This window comes from Flavobacterium phragmitis, assembly GCF_900112575.1.
GTDB lineage: Bacteria > Bacteroidota > Bacteroidia > Flavobacteriales > Flavobacteriaceae > Flavobacterium > Flavobacterium phragmitis.
Genome location: NZ_FOMH01000015.1, coordinates 40,906 through 57,291 on the forward strand (window position 1 = coordinate 40,906; position 16,386 = coordinate 57,291).

The 16,386-nt window shown below is 33.1% G+C and carries 19 protein-coding genes; 12 read left to right on the top strand and 7 right to left on the bottom strand.

What is annotated here, in order from left to right; genetic code table 11:
* Positions 1 to 4: 4 nt before the first annotated feature.
* Entirely contained in the window at positions 5 to 769 is a 765-nt protein-coding gene (locus BM289_RS22490; RefSeq protein ID WP_167365483.1) for a response regulator transcription factor, read from the bottom strand.
* Between the two features lie 137 nt (positions 770 to 906).
* Here BM289_RS22490 and BM289_RS22495 point away from each other — a divergent pair, with 137 nt between their 5' ends.
* From BM289_RS22495 to BM289_RS22510, 4 genes are all read left to right on the top strand, one after another.
* Positions 907 to 1,560, top strand: coding sequence for a DUF1349 domain-containing protein (locus tag BM289_RS22495; protein ID WP_091497978.1), 654 nt, complete (start codon positions 907 to 909; stop codon positions 1,558 to 1,560).
* 387 nt (positions 1,561 to 1,947) lie between these two features.
* Positions 1,948 to 3,795: a glycoside hydrolase family 97 protein gene (locus BM289_RS22500; protein ID WP_091497979.1), complete on the top strand. Its 1,848-nt coding sequence runs from the start codon at positions 1,948 to 1,950 to the stop codon at positions 3,793 to 3,795.
* 453 nt (positions 3,796 to 4,248) lie between these two features.
* Positions 4,249 to 5,196 (top strand): alpha/beta fold hydrolase, encoded by a 948-nt coding sequence (locus tag BM289_RS22505; protein WP_091497981.1) that lies wholly within the window; start codon positions 4,249 to 4,251, stop codon positions 5,194 to 5,196.
* A 110-nt stretch (positions 5,197 to 5,306) separates the two neighbouring features.
* Entirely contained in the window at positions 5,307 to 6,071 is a 765-nt protein-coding gene (locus tag BM289_RS22510) for a hypothetical protein (RefSeq protein WP_091497983.1), read from the top strand.
* 42 nt (positions 6,072 to 6,113) lie between these two features.
* On the opposite strand, the gene dcm is transcribed toward BM289_RS22510, so the two are convergent.
* The 6 genes from dcm to BM289_RS22540 form a co-directional block, all read right to left on the bottom strand.
* A complete protein-coding gene (gene dcm, locus BM289_RS22515; RefSeq protein ID WP_091497984.1) occupies positions 6,114 to 7,100 on the bottom strand; it encodes a DNA (cytosine-5-)-methyltransferase in 987 nt (328 codons plus the stop codon).
* Positions 7,101 to 7,346: 246 nt separating this feature from the next.
* Positions 7,347 to 7,586: a hypothetical protein gene (locus BM289_RS22520; protein ID WP_091497986.1), complete on the bottom strand. Its 240-nt coding sequence runs from the start codon at positions 7,584 to 7,586 to the stop codon at positions 7,347 to 7,349.
* 323 nt (positions 7,587 to 7,909) lie between these two features.
* The gene (locus BM289_RS22525; RefSeq protein WP_091497988.1) at positions 7,910 to 10,027 is read right to left on the bottom strand and encodes a cation:proton antiporter; all 2,118 of its coding nucleotides are present in this window, start codon (positions 10,025 to 10,027) and stop codon (positions 7,910 to 7,912) included.
* A gap of 3 nt (positions 10,028 to 10,030) precedes the next feature.
* The gene (locus tag BM289_RS22530) at positions 10,031 to 10,606 is read right to left on the bottom strand and encodes a hypothetical protein (RefSeq protein WP_091497990.1); all 576 of its coding nucleotides are present in this window, start codon (positions 10,604 to 10,606) and stop codon (positions 10,031 to 10,033) included.
* Between the two features lie 190 nt (positions 10,607 to 10,796).
* Positions 10,797 to 11,399 carry a murein L,D-transpeptidase catalytic domain-containing protein gene (locus BM289_RS22535; protein ID WP_091497993.1) on the bottom strand — a complete coding sequence of 201 codons (603 nt, stop codon included), beginning with the start codon at positions 11,397 to 11,399 and terminating at the stop codon, positions 10,797 to 10,799.
* A gap of 266 nt (positions 11,400 to 11,665) precedes the next feature.
* Complete coding sequence (locus BM289_RS22540) at positions 11,666 to 12,349, bottom strand: S24 family peptidase (protein ID WP_244165438.1); 684 nt, start codon at positions 12,347 to 12,349, stop codon at positions 11,666 to 11,668.
* A 300-nt stretch (positions 12,350 to 12,649) separates the two neighbouring features.
* Between BM289_RS22540 and BM289_RS25525 the strand changes: the two genes are divergently transcribed.
* From BM289_RS25525 to BM289_RS22580, 8 genes are all read left to right on the top strand, one after another.
* Positions 12,650 to 12,787 (top strand): hypothetical protein, encoded by a 138-nt coding sequence (locus BM289_RS25525; protein ID WP_167365484.1) that lies wholly within the window; start codon positions 12,650 to 12,652, stop codon positions 12,785 to 12,787.
* Positions 12,780 to 13,058, top strand: a complete 279-nt coding sequence (locus tag BM289_RS22545) for a hypothetical protein (RefSeq protein WP_091497995.1) — start codon at positions 12,780 to 12,782, stop codon at positions 13,056 to 13,058. Before BM289_RS25525 ends, BM289_RS22545 begins: the two co-directional genes overlap by 8 nt.
* Positions 13,059 to 13,083: 25 nt before the next feature.
* Positions 13,084 to 13,800: a DUF3164 family protein gene (locus BM289_RS22550; protein ID WP_091497998.1), complete on the top strand. Its 717-nt coding sequence runs from the start codon at positions 13,084 to 13,086 to the stop codon at positions 13,798 to 13,800.
* Between the two features lie 122 nt (positions 13,801 to 13,922).
* A complete protein-coding gene (locus tag BM289_RS22555) occupies positions 13,923 to 14,123 on the top strand; it encodes a hypothetical protein (RefSeq protein ID WP_091498001.1) in 201 nt (66 codons plus the stop codon).
* Between the two features lie 411 nt (positions 14,124 to 14,534).
* Positions 14,535 to 14,789 (top strand): hypothetical protein, encoded by a 255-nt coding sequence (locus BM289_RS22560; RefSeq protein ID WP_091498003.1) that lies wholly within the window; start codon positions 14,535 to 14,537, stop codon positions 14,787 to 14,789.
* Between the two features lie 309 nt (positions 14,790 to 15,098).
* The gene (locus tag BM289_RS22570) at positions 15,099 to 15,386 is read left to right on the top strand and encodes a methyl-accepting chemotaxis protein (RefSeq protein WP_091498009.1); all 288 of its coding nucleotides are present in this window, start codon (positions 15,099 to 15,101) and stop codon (positions 15,384 to 15,386) included.
* A complete protein-coding gene (locus BM289_RS22575) occupies positions 15,383 to 15,835 on the top strand; it encodes a CHAP domain-containing protein (protein ID WP_091498012.1) in 453 nt (150 codons plus the stop codon). The genes BM289_RS22570 and BM289_RS22575 overlap by 4 nt, the downstream gene beginning before the upstream one ends.
* Before the next feature lie 27 nt (positions 15,836 to 15,862).
* The gene (locus tag BM289_RS22580; RefSeq protein WP_091498014.1) at positions 15,863 to 16,360 is read left to right on the top strand and encodes a hypothetical protein; all 498 of its coding nucleotides are present in this window, start codon (positions 15,863 to 15,865) and stop codon (positions 16,358 to 16,360) included.
* Positions 16,361 to 16,386: the final 26 nt, after the last annotated feature.

A 16,386-nucleotide genomic window follows, 5' to 3' on the forward strand; every position in this document is an offset into this window, starting at 1 on the left:
ATATTTATATCAAATGCAATCCCTGCGCTGTCCTTACTGCTTCAAAAGAATTAGCAACATTGAGCTTTTCCAAAATATTCTGCCGGTGTCTGTTTACAGTATTGATACTGATATTAAGTTTCTCTGCAATCTCTTTGCTAATAAAGCCATGGGAAATAAGCAACAGAATTTCTTTTTCACGAGTAGTAAGTAAATTGAAACAGCTAACGTAGGAATCAGCATAAAACCATTCTCCAGTTTTGGTATTTACTATACGGCCTTCAATACCCTGCTGTTCCACTGTTTTTTCAAAAGAATAATTGTACAAACACACAGCAAGCCATAAACCTCCGGTGGAACTGTTTTTGAGATAAAAACTTCGATGCAAAATATACTGATATTCATTTTTAGAATCCACCGCCCTTATACTGCATCGGGTACCATAATCCAATCTTTCCTCTGGAGGCAGTGTTTTTAAAAAATTGAAAAACTCTAATTCCAAAAGATGCCTCTTAAAAAGATCATCAGGATGAATACGCTTGTAAATATCATATTCCCAAATGGAATCAATTGTGGTATATCCCGAATTCATATTAAAAAAACGACCAAAATCTCCACTGAAAATATAACTTTTATTATCTGCCAGATCCGACAACACCGCAACAGAATGTTCTAGCTTTACATAATTCTGCATCATTGAAATAGCTTCTTGCAGGAGCTCTTTTCGTTTTTGGGGGCTGTCAGCAGATTCTAAAAAAAATTGTTCTTCTAAATTTGATATTGGATTCATGGAGTTATGTTGGAGTGGCTTCATTATTTTATAAAAATATGGAATATATCCTTTTAAAATATGGTTATATATAACTATTGTCCAAAAAAAATCTAAGTGCCTACTTTGTAAAACAATATTAACATAAATAAAAAAAAATGAAAAAATGCCACTTAGTTTTAATCTCAGCATTGATCATTGCCACTAAAGCCAATGCACAAAAACTAAATGCCATGAACTGGCTAAATGAGCCGGCACAATGGGAAATTAAAGACAATAAACTTACGATGTATACCACACCTCAGTCAGACTACTGGAATAAAAGCCATTATGGTTTTACGGTCTACGACGGTCCATTTTTATATACAGAAAGAAGCGGAGAATTTGAAGTGTCTGTAAAGATGAGTGCAACCTATAAATCCAGATTCGATCAGGTATGTCTGATGCTTAGAATTGATGAAAATAATTATGTTAAAACTGGTGTGGAATATGTTGATGGAATATTTAATATCAGCACAGTACATACCATAGAAAAAAGTTCATGGAGTGTTTTAGGTTTAAAAGATAAACCCAAAAATGTCTGGATGAAAGCAGTACGCAGACTTGATGCTTTAGAAATCTTTTATTCTACTGATGGCACAAACTACATCATGACCAATACAGTATATTTTCCAGAATTTAAGACAGTACAAGTAGGCATGATGGCGGCTAGTCCGGACGGAAACGGTTTTAATGCTGTTTTTGAAGATTTTAAAATTACCCATTTGCCTGATAAAAGACGTTTAGAATGGCTCAAAAACAATCCAGGATAGTGAAAATCTATTTAAATAAATCTTGATTAAATCTAAAAATAAAGTATTGATTAGATTTTCTTGTCTTTTTCTAATCAAAAAAAAAAGCATACTGGCGGTCAATTCAAAAGACCGCCACAGCTTCTTAATAAAGTGTCATTCAAAACAATGCAACTACAAAGACAAAACCAAAAACAGTATCTATCCCTGCTGACCACGAAAACCCAATATAAAAAATGACAAAAATTATTTTACTGATTATCTTGGTCATTTTATCATGGCTCTAACATCTAAAATTCTAAATTGTGTAGCGAGAAGATTGAAAAAGTGATATACAAATAAATTAGGGATAACAATTATTTGGGTTTTATGTGTTCTATTCATTAGTTTTGTTAAAAAAGTAATAATATGAGCCTTAAAACGAAATTAATTCTATTTATTTCTATCTGCATTCAACTGCCTACAGTTCTATCTGCACAATCAAAAAAACAGTCTGTTACCATCACTTCTCCAGATAAAAAACTTGTTGTTCAAATTCAACAGACCAGCACAAATTCCATTGAATACAGTTTTGTAGCCGACAATCATTTATTGATAAAACAAAGCAAACTTGGATTACAATCTACAAACAATATCCATTGGAATAAAGTAAGCAATTCATCTGTAAAAAGTGTTTGGAAACCTATTTGGGGAAAAAGAAAAAATGTACCTGACTATTACAATCAAACCATAATAGATCTCACTTCCTATAAAATAATAGTAAGAGTCTACAATGATGGAATGGCTTTCAGGTATGAAGGATTAACTGCAGAGAAAGAATTGACAGAATTCAACTTTGCAGATAACTACCCTGCTTGGTATTACAATGGTGAACATCATAATATAGGTCCTGAAAAACTGCATGAAGCAAATGATGTCAGAGAGCCGGTTATGGTTGTTAAAGCAGCTGAGAACAGTTATATAGCTGTACACGAAGCTAATCTTGAAAGTGGCGAACCTTTACTTTTACAACCTCACAAAGGAACCTCTTTGTTTTCAGTACCTTCTAAAAATGCAAAAGCATGGAGAGTTGTGATGTATGGAAGAGCTCCAGGAGAATTAACTGATTCACACTTGATTGAATTGCTTAATCCTGATCCTGCTAAAGGAACAGATTTCTCATGGGTAAAACCAGGTATAGCGGTTTGGGACTGGCGTATTGACGGTGCTGTAGTCGATGGATTTAAATATGAAATGTCACTGAAATCCTGGAAACGTATGGTTGACTTGGCTTCTGCCAATAAAATGAAATCCTTGGTATTAGATGCCAACTGGTACGGTGAAGAGTTTAACAAAGAATCGGATCCTTTAAAAGGAGGCAAAGTTCAACAGGTACATGAGATTATTGCTTATGGGAAACAAAAAAATGTGGGTGTTTGGCTGTATCTGAATGATGTCGGAGGAAAAAATTATCCTTTAGAAAAAACATTAAAACAATATGGGGACTGGGGAGCTGCAGGTGTAAAATATGGTTTTATGCAAGGCACGCCGGAAGAAAAAAACCTACATACTCAACTAATTACTAAAATCTGTGCGGAAAACCATTTAATGGTTGATTTTCATGATGGTCCTGTTCATCCCTACGGACAAATGAGAACTTGGCCAAACGCAGTTACCCGTGAGTTTTGTCAGGCGCAACTCGATGCACGAAGAGTATTTGAACCCAAAACATTTGTAACATCTGTGTTTATAAACATGGTAGCCGGACCTATCGATATGAATAACGGCACTTTTGATATGGAGCAGAAAGGAAGAGTCGACAATCCAATGCCAGTACCAGCTACAATTACGGCAGAAGCAGCACGTACACTCATCACTTTTTCTGGTGCCACTATCATTCCTGATATACCTGAAAACTACAATAAATATCCTGAATTGCTAAAATTTATTAGTGCACAGCAACAACCATGGCAGGAAAGCAAAACGATTAGCGGAGAAATTGGCGAGTACATTGTCATGGCTCGTCAGGCAGCAGATGGAAACTGGCTCATCGCTGCTGCGACAAATGAAGATGGTCGTTCACTGCGTATTCCCCTAACGGTACTAGGAAAGGACAAATATAAAGCTACAATCATGCAGGACGGAAAAGATGCTGATTTCAGAATTAATAAAGTGAGTCATGAAACGATTTCTAAAGAAGTTACAGGTAATGATTTTATAGATGTTAAACTAGCGCCTGGTGGTGGAGCCTGTATTTTGTTACAAAAGAAAAAGTAGTTATTTGACAGTAAAATGTTTCTCTTGAAAAGTTTTATTTAAATATCTTCATGGTTCTTTTATCTAATAACATTTAAAATCGAAGAATTTCTTGATGTCAAGTTCATATCAAGAGATTCTTCTTAAAATTTATAATTCATAACTTCTTAAGCATAAAGAATCCAAATATTATAAACTAAAGTTTAAAAAAACATAAAAAAGAAAAACCCCGCAGATATATCTGCAGGGTTTTTCTTTTTCTGTCTTTCAATATCATTCTCATAGATACTTATTTAAAACATTTAAAGTTGTAAAGAGTTCAGAATTCTTAACCGTAAAATATTTATTACAAACAATAAATCTAACTTTGAAAAAAACTTTTATTTTTGTTTACAAACCAATGTAAATCATCACATTATCCAAAACAGAACCCAAGTAATAAAGCTGAATCTTAAATTTAAACCAATTTGACAAATGAAAAAAATACATTTTGCAATACTTCTTATTGTTTTCGTTGCTAATAAATCATTTACACAGACTCAAACTCATTATGATACTTTGTCGGTGGGCAAAATAAAACAAGTCATCTCTTATAAAGGAAAACAGACTTCTCCTCTGATTTTGTTTTTGCATGGCGGACCCGGCAGTTCTCGAATGAATCAAGCGGAAAAATTTACGAATAAACTTGAAGATCATTTTTTAGTGGTTCAGTGGGACCAAAGAGACGCTGGCAGAACTTTAGCTCTTAATAAATCTTCGGAGCCAATCACGTTGGAACTAATGGAAAATGATACTTATGAATTGGTAAAGCTTCTTTTGAAAAAATTTAATAAACAAAAAATATATCTCGCAGGCGAATCTTGGGGAACTGTATTGGGTTTTTATATGACTCAAAAACATCCAGATTTATTAAATGCTTATTTGGCATTCAGTCCTGTAATCGATCAATCGAAAAGCGAACAAATGCTGTTGGACAAACTTAAAGCTGATGCAAAAGAAAAACATAATACCGCAGCGGAAAAAGAACTAAAAACGGTAAAAATTCCTTTTGAAAACTATGAGCAAATATTTTATTCCAGAAAATGGATGTTTCATTATGATGGGCAGCCTTTTGCCGATAAAGATACAACCGTAGTAAAAGAATATCTTAAATCCTGGTCAGACACTTGGATGCCAACATGGAATAAAGCCATTAAACAAAACCTTTTTAAAGATCTCCCTTCTGTTAAATGTCCAGTATATTTCTTTATTGGCGAAAAGGATCTTCAAACCAACTTTACTATTGCTGAACAATATTTCGAAAAACTAAAAGCTCCTAAGAAAAAAATATTTTTGTTTAAAGATGCAGGTCATTCCGTTTTAACTGAAAAATCAGAAGAAGTTCAAAAAATTATTATTGACGAAATTTTAAAAGGCAGTTAAAACATCGCAGGTTTTCCACTCAACAAAAAGAAAGAAAATTCTTTAATTATTTATTATATTTGAAACTCAAATGGTTACAACTGACAAATAATTAATGAAGTTTTAAATCTATGAAACTGAGCCATAAAGTAATTGAACAGAAAGATTATTACTATGTAAGCAACGCAAGAGCATTTTCGGGTCTGCCAATTTCCAAATTTGAAATACAGAAGGTTATAGATTTTTCATTTGAAATGAATTTTGGCAAAGGACATCATCGTAATTGTCGAACGGGTGGACAATATACAAGAAGAAAAAGCGAAAAATTCTGTAATACTTTTCAAGGAAAACTAGCAGAGGTTGTTCTTTACCATTATTTTAAAGTCCAAAATCTTGAATCCAGAGAACCTGATTTCGAAATTTATGGTGAAGGTGTTTGGGATGATTCCGATTTGGAAATTAAAGACAGGAAAATCAATGTTAAATCTGCTGCCGCTCAGTCCAACTTATTGCTTCTTGAAACAAAAGATTGGAATCATCAAGGACAATACATTCCTAATCTTTCATTAAATAACGGTTCTACAATCCAATACGATTATTTCATTTTGGTCAGAATTCAACCGGATATTAAAAAAATATTTACTGCTAAGAAATGTTTGTATTGCGATGAAATGACAAAAAATGAAATTGAAGAATTAATTTTCAATTCAGTCTGGGAGTTTGATATTGCTGGATATTGCAACCATCAGGAATTGATAAACACAATCAATAATAATGATGTTCTGCCTCAAAATGCAATGTTAAATCAATACACTAAAATGGATGCCAGCAATTACTATATCCAAAGCGGCGATCTGCATCCGATTGATAGTTTAGTAAAAATATTAAGTTCTTAAATCACAAATAATGACTTCAGCAATAAATTTAAAATCAAAAAATTATTGCACTGTACTAGTCAATACTGGGACATTTTCTAGAACTTCCAATATTTTTTTAGATAATGCTTCAATTACTGGAACACTTACAGAGTTTCCTGCCTGTTTATACAAACTGGAATTAGCCAATTTAGCTGGAATTTTAAATGAATCAGGAAAACCTTGGAATCTTAAACATTCTCTCGGTGTCAGCTTCCTAAATCCAAAATCTGTTTTTATTAAAGGAACATTATGGCCGCCAGTTCCCATGTTTGCAGTTAAGGTAGGACAAACATTAGATTTATTTTCTCTTACATATTGCCTTCTGAATTGATACACTGTGTCTTTTGACTTCATTGTCTCTTGCAGCATATTAAACATGTATTTATCTTCCTTATAATAGAAATTTTCTTCTACTTTTTCTTTTGTAATTACATCTTCAATTGTTCGAGTCAATTCTTCTTTCTTTGGAAATTTAAAAGTTTTCTCGGCATCAGGATATTCTAATGTATCAAATGCCACCATAAATATCCTTTCTCTATTGTGAGGTATGTTTCCGTAATCTTTAGTATTTAAAACTTGTGATTGAAAGGAGTAGTTTCTTTCTCTTAACGAAGATTCAATCACTTTCATTGTTTTTCCGTTATCATGATTCACAAGATTTTTTACATTTTCTAAAAATATTACTTTAGGTCGCATAGTATCTACGAAATCTAAAATTCTAAAAAAATGATTCCCCCTATTATCATCAAAACCTTTTCTATAACCAGCAACTGAAAAAGGCTGGCACGGAAATCCACCAGTTAAAATATCAACTTTTGGAATAGTATCTAAATCCAATTGCAAAACATCTCCTTCTATAAGCATATGTTTGAAGTTTTCTCGGTAAGTTACACAAGCATTTTTATCAAACTCATTGGCCCAAAGTAAGTCAAATCCAGAATTTTTAAATCCCATACAAATGCCGCCAATACCTGCGTATAAACTCCCTACCTTAAACTTTTCACTCATTGCTCTTACTCTTTTTTATGCCAATTTGTACTTAAAGTACAAATATACATGTTATCCTGTTTATTATATTAGACAAATATCAGCATCATTCAAATTTTAAGCAATAGTATAATCTCGGATATTTGGCAAAAGTTCTATTGTCTGAATAAGAAGAAATCTTTTGCCTTAAATAAAACAAAAAACTTCCCTTTACAGCCAGCAAAGAGAAGTTCTCATCCAAATTTAAACGGCAGAACATTTTGTATTCTAACCGTTACGAACAATATAAAAAAGTATTTCTTCCTCTAATTCTTTAGATAAAATTTCACACTCCTGCTCCTTTAGGAAATTTTTTTCCTTTTTCTTTCTGTAGTTTTCTCCATTTACAATGTTGTCACAGTAATTATCACAAATCCCCCTAAATTTTTCATCAATTAAATACATCTTGCGTATTGATTCAAAATACTCAGCAAACTTCATATTATATAATTGATCAGGTAAAGACATCTTCTTGAAATTTTAAATATTATTAAAATCAATAATCTACACTGTTGTAAAAATGCTACATTGCTCTAAATCTTTATTTCCGTTATTGTAGTTTTTGAAAATTATATTTTTAAGGTTTTCAGGAGTAAAACTGATTGCACTTTCGATAATATCAAAGTTATGACCACAATCAATTTAAAATTGTACCAAGTTTCTAAATTCGGTTTCAAATTATAATTTGAAACGAAGTTTTGATTTTATGAAACATTAAGTATTGCATTTCGGTAATTGCGAACAAAAATCCACCTATCTTTTTAACTAATTTGATTTACAAAAAACACAAATTATTTAAAAATATTTCTAATCGCTTTTCCTATTTCAGCAAAATCATCATGACTGCTCACTGATCTTTTTTCTGTATTGTTTTTAAGAGTTTTAGAAAAAGGATAGATCAACATATAGTTGTTGTTATTGAATTTCTCATTCAAAAGATCCGGCACATCTCTCATTTGCGAAAAATACGAATGCATTCCTTTATCTCCCATCATAATAATCAACCCTTCATTTTCTTCAATACTGATTGCGGTCTGTATGGCATTTTTCCAATCTAAAAGAACATCAAATGTGGCTTCTATAGAGGCTTTTTTAGCGATTCTTTTTAGAATGTTTAAAGTTTTTTCTTTTCCATAAAAACTCATTTTTGCGCCAGAATTACGACCTATATTCCAGATTCTTAACATCGAATGAAAAAATCCTGCATCCATTTCGGCATCAGCTGGTATGAAAACCAGATATCTTTTTACGGTAGCTGCAGGCTGTACAGCATGATACACCATCAAATTTATGTTCTTATTTCGCAGATAGCCGTTATATAAATTATAGACAAACGAAGCCGAAAAACCTTTTCCTCCCTCCAGTCCTACTATAAGATCACTAATTTCTTTTTCTTTTATCACATTACTTATTCCTCCTGCCGTATCATTATCATGACGGGTTATGGGATACAATTCAACATCGGCAGCAGCAGCTGCTTTAACCGCAGTATCCATTATTTTTTCAGCATTTTTAACAGAGGATTCATTGGCATCTTCATTAATTACATTAACAGCATACAGCGCTTTGTTGGAAGCTGTTTTGACCATTAGTCCGAGATTCACCATTTTATCAACAGTTGCTTCATGATTAACTGCCAGCAATATATTTTCCTTCTCTTCACTTTTTCCCGAAACTGTATTGTCTTTATCTGCCTGTGCTATACGTTGCGCGCTTGCCATCGAAACAAACGAAGATATGGTACAGGATACTAGAATCAGAAGAATACTGCCGTTAAGAACATGCTCATTTAAAAGCCTGATGGGTTCACCTGCATCATTTTCTCCAATAATTATGTTATATCCTACCATAACAGATGCTAGTGTAGCCGCTGCTGATGCCGCACTCATTCCAAAAATAAGCTGTCCTTCATCATTGGTAAGTTTAAATGTTTTTTTGGTCAGCATAGCTGCACAGTATTTTCCGCCTATCGAAGCTATAAGCATAATTGTGGCTACCCATAATGTTTCCCAACTTTGTATAAAAGCATTAAAATCAATCAGCATTCCGACGCTTATTAAAAAGAAAGGAATGAAAATCGCATTTCCCACAAATTCTACTCTGTTCATTAATGATGACGTATGTGGAATTAGTTTGTTTAAAGCCAATCCAGCAAAAAAAGCACCAATAATAGATTCAATTCCTGCTAATTCAGCCAGAAGTGCGGCAAGATAAATCATAACAATTACAAAAAGATATTGAGATATTTTATCTTCAACAGTTTTAAAAAACCAACGTGCGATAATAGGGAAAACCAATAGTACAATTAAAGTAAAAACAACCATTGAAACAGAGAGCTTAACCCAGAAAGCTGTACCCGCTTCTCCCTGTGACATTCCTACAATAGCGGCAAGAACCAAAAGCGAAAGTACATCTGTAATCATGGTACCACCCACTGTTATATTTACCGAAAGATTTTTGGCAATCCCTAAACCACTAACCATTGGATAGACAATTAAGGTATGTGACGAAAAAAGGCTGGCAAATAGAATCGAAGTAAGGAGTGAAAATCCTAAAACATAATAACCTCCCACTAGCCCTAAAATAAACGGAACAGCAAAAGTGAAAATCGAAAAAATAATGCTTTTCCATTTATTCTTTTTAAAATCGGCCATATCAATTTCCAGACCGGCTAAAAACATAATATACAAAAGACCTGTAGTTCCTGTAACCACTACGCTACTATCTCTTGACAATACGCCAAAACCGTTTGGACCAATAATAGCTCCAGCAATAATAAGACCTAGCAAATGCGGTACTTTTATTTTATTAAGCAAAAGCGGAATACATAAAATGATGATAATTTCGATAAGAAACTTCAATAACGGATCTTCAATAGGAAGGCTTATATGGTGAATACTCAGCAGCATAAATTACTTTTTATTAGATGGAGTAAGTTCAACTGAGAATTTTGCTGTACAGTTATCCTGGCCAGTGATAGTCTGCGTGCCTTTTATGATGTTTTTTTTAATATCGTCGAGCACTACGCTTACTTTAATTTTGTTTTTAGCAGAAGTTTCTTTAGCCGAATCGAGGACTATTTTGTTTTCTAAAAACTGTCCCGTAAAAACACGTTTAATTTCATTATTACTTAAAACATTGGTATACATACCAACAGAATCAGATATAAATTCCCAAATTTCATTGCGCTGGTCGCCAATAACATAATTGCTGCAGTTCGATTCTCTGCAGATCATTTTACTATTCCATTTGATTTTAAGGCTGTCCGGCCATTCTTTTGCCTGAGGAAAGGTATCTTTAACTTTAGAAACAGACAGCAGACTGTCTCTAAATTTTAAGAGCTTATCATATTCTGCTTCTTTATCTTGAAATTGTTTTTCGCGTTCTAAAAGTGCATTTTCACGAAGAATGAGTTCCTGTTCTTTTTTATTACCACAGGAAGACAAAATGGATATAAAAAATAGAAGAAAAAGCTTTCTTGAAGTCATAAGATTTGATTTTGGACTATACAAGGTAAGCAGAAAAATTCTTTTTTGAAGACTAAAAGCAAAAAAAAAAGAGATTTTAGTCTAATAGCAACCTATGTTTTAGCAAAAACATATTGGACCAAAAAAAACAAGAGCCCAAAAGACTCTTGTTTTTATGATGAGAATATATCTCTTTTATATTTTTCTATTTCTAGTAATAAACCGAAAGCATGATTTTAGAATCTGAACTCTCTATAAATTTGTCAAGTCTTTTAAAGAATGCTTCACTTACCATTGGACAGCCGTGGCTGTTGATGATGTAGTATTCTTTTTCATCATCTGGAACTTCTTTATAACAGTGTAGAACGATAGCTCTTTTTTGAGCATTATTATTTGTTTCATCCATTCCGCTAAGTCTATAAGCTTTCCCAAAGACACCTTTATAAGGCTTCTCTACACCATAACGACCTAATGAAGTGCAATTGGAATTAGGCATATTGCTAAACTGCAGAATATCTCCCTTTATTCCAGTTTCAGATCCAGAACCATGTGCAACAAGTCCTTGATCGATAATTTTTTCATTCTCAAGATCGTAAACAAAAAAACGGTTTTTTCCAGATTTGATCTTCATGTCAACAAGAAAAGCAATCTTCTTGCTATAACCGCGATTTGCAGAAACATAAGTCTTAACCTCACTTACATGTTCGTTAAGTCTTGCTAATTCAATTTCATTTAATATTTCTTTTCTGTCCGTTAGGTTGTAGGTTGTAAACGAACTAAGAGAAAAAAGCAGTGCCACAAAAAATATTCTCATAAGCAGGCTATAATTAAAGTTAAAAAACAGATTTGGGTACTTTGTCAAAAAACAAAATTGTGGTTCTCCTCTTTGACTTTGCAAAATTATGTACAAATTTTACACAATTCCCACATTTCAGATGTTAAATATATTATAAATATTTGATTAGTTGAACTTTACAAAGACTTTTTTTTATCGCCGAGATGTTTTTTAACATAAAACAAATTAAAAAAGCCACTATAGCATACATTATAATGGTTTTCTTTTCGTTTTTTAATAAAAACTTACATCATTGTATTAATTCTAATACTTGCTTTTATAAGTGCCAATGCAGATATCTTAGAAATATGAATATCTTTTGGCTGGTGATGTGAATTTTGACTTACCAACTTCACATATTCCACACCTTGATCTGATTTTTGAACATACTTTACTGTAATATATTCTTCCCAATCATTTAGCTTGACACTCAAAAGATACATTTCTCCAAAAAAGATATTTTCAAATTCGGTTTCTTTATACAAAACGATATCTCCCGATTTCAATAACGGATACATACTATCTCCTGTTACAGAAATGGCACCATCGCATTTAGGTAAATTCGGAATTTTTATAGTATCTAAAACCCTTTGTGGTTCGCCACTATTGAACAACTCCCGTAATCCTGCAACAGCTTCCAAATCATACAACGGGATTTCCTGATTGATATGAATAGAATCGACTGTTTTTCTATCATTATTCATAATCATCACACTTGTATTATCCTCCTTTATCATAGGTCCGTTACCTGTTAAAAGCCATTCCGAATTTATATCAGGATAATAGTGTAAAATTTTACACGCCTTATCTGTCCCCATATTGCTGCTATTATCTAAAAACTTATTAGAAAATCCCAGGTCATTACAAAACTTATACTTACTAATTCCTTTATAATCAAGGTATTCTCTCATCCTCTCCGTTGACCCCATAACAAAGCGTATTTTTTTACGTTAAAAATTTGTTTTGATGTAATATTTTACATTATATTTGCAAAGTAAAGAAAAATAAAAATCAAAAACAATAGAAATATTAACATTTTTATAAAACACAAATACAAAGCACAAATGACAAAACAAAAATAAATAATTCATAATCAATAAATTAAACACCAAAAAAGTCTTAAAAAATCAAAAAACCACAAACTACGCTGAATAGGAATAAAACTACGAATAAGATGTATTATTAATCATTAATTAAAAAAAACATTCATCATTGCTTAAATAATTAAAATGGAAACAAATCAAATCAAGGAAAAAATTCAGGAACTGGAAAATTGGCTGATTGAAAATCCAAACAGTCCTGAAAGAAGTTTAATTGAATCTGACATTAAAAAATTACGAACCTTATTAGAAAAAAATCATGAGTAGAAATCAAATCGAAGCACGTATTGCACAATTGTATCTGGCTCTTCAGTATTGTTCTGAAAAAAGTAAAACTTTTACAGCTGGAGAAAGAATCTGTATTAATCAGGAGCGTTTTCAATGGATGCATATTCTAGAAAATGAAACTGCTGCTCCCCGTCCCGTTTCTCAAAACATTGAGAATAAACTGAAAGAAGTTTCAAGATTGGCCTTACTGCACAATTTTAAACCTTACTACGGAAATCCTCTTAAAGAAGAGATTTTATTACATAACTAATATAATAAACTAAAAGCCAAATATTATGAACACGCCGTTAACAAACACAATGACATCAGCTATGGATTTATCTCAATTTTCTGCACAAGAATTAAAAGAGGCTTTAAACCGAATTGAAAACAAAAAAAATGAAGAAAGAGAAGCTTATAAAAAACTAGTTGCTGAAACTATTCCAAGAGCACTTTCAAGATTACACGAAACTTCTGAAATGATGCGAAATGCCAAAACAGAAACTTTTAGATTGTTTGAAACTATTTTGGATCTAAAAAATCAGGTGTATGGTTTTAAAGAAAAACAAATGTCTCATACTTTCTCTAATGATAAGGAAGAAATCACGATTGGTTATCGCATTAATGAAGGGTGGGACGATACGGTAACTATTGGCATTGAAAAAGTACAAAATTATATCTCTTCTCTTTCTACCACCAAAGAAACTGCCGCTCTGGTAAAAATCGTTTTCAACCTGCTCAAAAAAGATGCAAAAGGAAACCTAAAAGGCTCCAGAGTTTTAGAACTTCAAAAACTGACAAAAGAATTTAACAACGAAGAATTTACAGATGGTGTCGAAATTATCGCTTCTTCTTTTAAACCTGTACGTTCCAGCTGGTTTATTGAGGCCAGTCGAATTGATGAGAATGGCGTAAGAACCAATATTCCGTTATCCATGTCTTCTGTAGATTTTCTTCAAGGATACGCCTTTGATTTCTTTAATCAACAAAGCGAACAGCATCATGCAGCCTAATAATGATATCTACGCATCAGTTCTATTGTCAATATTGCTGATTGCAACCAATTTAAAGCCAATTCTGATCTTTCGTGAATGGTTTTTCTTCAGAATAAAAACAATTTTTAAACACTATTTTAATGAGCATAAAAATAAAGCCAATTACAGATCACGAAAGCTACAAAGTAAATAACAATATCGTTTTTAAGGATGGACTGGGAAACTGGAACTGCAAAAACGATTTATCGCACAAAGAACGACAGGCTTTTAATCAATACGAAAGTATTGTAATTAAGAATCCTCGGTTTAAAAAACATACCAAAGCCACTTACAAAGGCTGATACTACCCAATATCTGACATCTTATTTTTTTAACAGATTATAAAAAAGGTTCCTGCTTCTTCTTTCTTTAAAGAGAACCAGGAACCGGCAAACGGGCGATTTCTGCCCTAATATTTAAGCAGCCAAAAACATTCTTTCTAACGGAATCCAAACCTTTAAAGGGTAGTGGAAACAGGATTGTCATGCGGAGTCTGCAGACCTTGATTGTTAAGGAAACTTAACAAATACTACCTCAGAACGAGGTTTAAAAATGGCATTAGAAGTAAAAAAACCATCACTGAGAAAAAGATCAAATGGTTTGGCTGCATTAAAATTTTATGTCATGTCTTATAATTCAAATTATTGTAATTAAAACTTCTTTCTTCTTTCTAAAATCTTTCTTCATTCTTTCATTATAAATACCTCATCCTTATGCCTATATCTTCAAACAGAAGCCTCGGAATTCAAAAAAATAAATTAATGCGTTACAAACTCATCAAAGAATTGTATCAAAAACATAAAACAGAAGACATTCCTACGACCGTTGTATGGCGTAAATATGTTTATCCTGTTTATCCAATTTCACGCACTACTTTGTATGAAATTCTTTGTACGCCTATAACTTCAGAATTAAAAAAAATCGAAGAACTTATGAACAATAAGGAAAATCTTCGCAATCCATCTTAAAAAGAAAACCGCTTCTTTTTAATCTTCAAAAACATCCTTTTGTGATGCAAAGATGAGGCATTTCCTCCATCAAAATCGAGCTTTGTTCGCTTTCCTTACAACCTTGTAAAGCCCTAGAATACAAATGTTCAAGCACCTTGCATTTGTTTTTTTTAGGGCTTTTTTCTCCCAATATTTGCAGTCTCAAAAGGAAACAACTGTGCCCCGAAACCAGAAAAAATCTGGATCCCGCTTCCTTCAAAAAACAACCCTCAAAGTTGTCTTCCAAAAGCATTTTTAAAATCTAACATTAAACATTAAACACATTCAATGGAGCAGTTTTTATACCCCACTCTAACCGCCTTTTTCGCCGCTTTTATTACTTGGTTTTTCTCCATGCGGAAATCATTGGCAGAAGATCGCGCAGCGGAATTAGACAATGCCGTAAGCGCCGTAAAATATTACCGTGATCTTCTAGACGACCTTACCGCCCGACTTACAGCGGCAACAGACACCATAAAAAAAATGGAAATACAGCACAAAGAACTTATGCTCATTAATCAGCAATTGGTAGATGAGCTGCAAAAATTCAAACAGTTAAACGGAAAACACGCATGACACTTACCCAAAAAACATTAGAAATCGCCACGGCACAAATTGGCGTAGAAGAAATTCCCAGAAACAGCAACTCTGGACCTGAAGTCGAAATTTATTTAAGAAGCGTCGGACTTGGAAAAGGATACGCTTGGTGCATGGCTTTTATTTACTGGTGCACTCAAAAAGCCGCACTTCAAATCAACGCCAAAAATCCATTGAAGAAAACGGGAGGCGTTTTGGATCAATACAATTCAAGACCGCTTTTGGTCAAAAAACTGCCACAGCCCGGAGATGTTTTTATTATGGATTTTAAAAACGGTACAGGCCATGCCGGATTTGTCGAAAAAGTTGCAGGAAACACCATTTACACCATCGAAGGAAATACGAATGACAGCGGAGGCCGTGAAGGCTACAAAGTCGCCAGAAGAAAACGAGATATCAAAAGCATAAAAGGCTTTCTACGCCTGTAAAATTAACTTATAAACCAATTCTAAATTATGACTAAACAGCTCAAATACCCTGTTATTTCTCTTTTTATTCTGCTAATCGTGATTTCATGCCGAAGTCCGAAACCTGTACAGAACGAGAATAAAATCCAGACCATTACGATTACCGAAACTTTACATGACACTGTTTTTAAAATCGCCAAAGACAGCAGTTCTTATAACGCATTACTAGACTGTATAAACGGAAAAGTAGTCCTTAAAAATGTTATTCAGGCCGAACCAGGGCGTACATTAAAAAGCCCAAAGGTTCGACTGGATAACAATACACTTCAAGTAGACTGCAACCTGAAAGAACAGGAACTCTACGCACACTGGAAATCCAAGCAAGTAAAAGATGTTCTGGAAAAAAACATTACCATTACCAAGTTTGTCAACCATTTAACCTTTTGGCAAAAAGTACAGATTTGGTTAGGAAGATTACTTCTTATTCTACTGCTTTTTCTAATTGGCAGATTCCTTTACAAAACCTATAAACCGCTTTGGTTTTAAATACATCAAAATTTTAACTAATACCT

Coding starts and splice junctions, on each gene's coding strand:
- BM289_RS22490 (WP_167365483.1), bottom strand. CDS start 769: ATGAATCCAATATCAAATTTAGAAGAACAATTTTTTTTAGAATCTGCT.
- BM289_RS22495 (WP_091497978.1), top strand. CDS start 907: ATGAAAAAATGCCACTTAGTTTTAATCTCAGCATTGATCATTGCCACT.
- BM289_RS22500 (WP_091497979.1), top strand. CDS start 1,948: ATGAGCCTTAAAACGAAATTAATTCTATTTATTTCTATCTGCATTCAA.
- BM289_RS22505 (WP_091497981.1), top strand. CDS start 4,249: ATGAAAAAAATACATTTTGCAATACTTCTTATTGTTTTCGTTGCTAAT.
- BM289_RS22510 (WP_091497983.1), top strand. CDS start 5,307: ATGAAACTGAGCCATAAAGTAATTGAACAGAAAGATTATTACTATGTA.
- dcm (WP_091497984.1), bottom strand. CDS start 7,100: ATGAGTGAAAAGTTTAAGGTAGGGAGTTTATACGCAGGTATTGGCGGC.
- BM289_RS22520 (WP_091497986.1), bottom strand. CDS start 7,586: ATGTCTTTACCTGATCAATTATATAATATGAAGTTTGCTGAGTATTTT.
- BM289_RS22525 (WP_091497988.1), bottom strand. CDS start 10,027: ATGCTGCTGAGTATTCACCATATAAGCCTTCCTATTGAAGATCCGTTA.
- BM289_RS22530 (WP_091497990.1), bottom strand. CDS start 10,606: ATGACTTCAAGAAAGCTTTTTCTTCTATTTTTTATATCCATTTTGTCT.
- BM289_RS22535 (WP_091497993.1), bottom strand. CDS start 11,399: ATGAGAATATTTTTTGTGGCACTGCTTTTTTCTCTTAGTTCGTTTACA.
- BM289_RS22540 (WP_244165438.1), bottom strand. CDS start 12,349: ATGGGGTCAACGGAGAGGATGAGAGAATACCTTGATTATAAAGGAATT.
- BM289_RS25525 (WP_167365484.1), top strand. CDS start 12,650: ATGGAAACAAATCAAATCAAGGAAAAAATTCAGGAACTGGAAAATTGG.
- BM289_RS22545 (WP_091497995.1), top strand. CDS start 12,780: ATGAGTAGAAATCAAATCGAAGCACGTATTGCACAATTGTATCTGGCT.
- BM289_RS22550 (WP_091497998.1), top strand. CDS start 13,084: ATGAACACGCCGTTAACAAACACAATGACATCAGCTATGGATTTATCT.
- BM289_RS22555 (WP_091498001.1), top strand. CDS start 13,923: ATGAGCATAAAAATAAAGCCAATTACAGATCACGAAAGCTACAAAGTA.
- BM289_RS22560 (WP_091498003.1), top strand. CDS start 14,535: ATGCCTATATCTTCAAACAGAAGCCTCGGAATTCAAAAAAATAAATTA.
- BM289_RS22570 (WP_091498009.1), top strand. CDS start 15,099: ATGGAGCAGTTTTTATACCCCACTCTAACCGCCTTTTTCGCCGCTTTT.
- BM289_RS22575 (WP_091498012.1), top strand. CDS start 15,383: ATGACACTTACCCAAAAAACATTAGAAATCGCCACGGCACAAATTGGC.
- BM289_RS22580 (WP_091498014.1), top strand. CDS start 15,863: ATGACTAAACAGCTCAAATACCCTGTTATTTCTCTTTTTATTCTGCTA.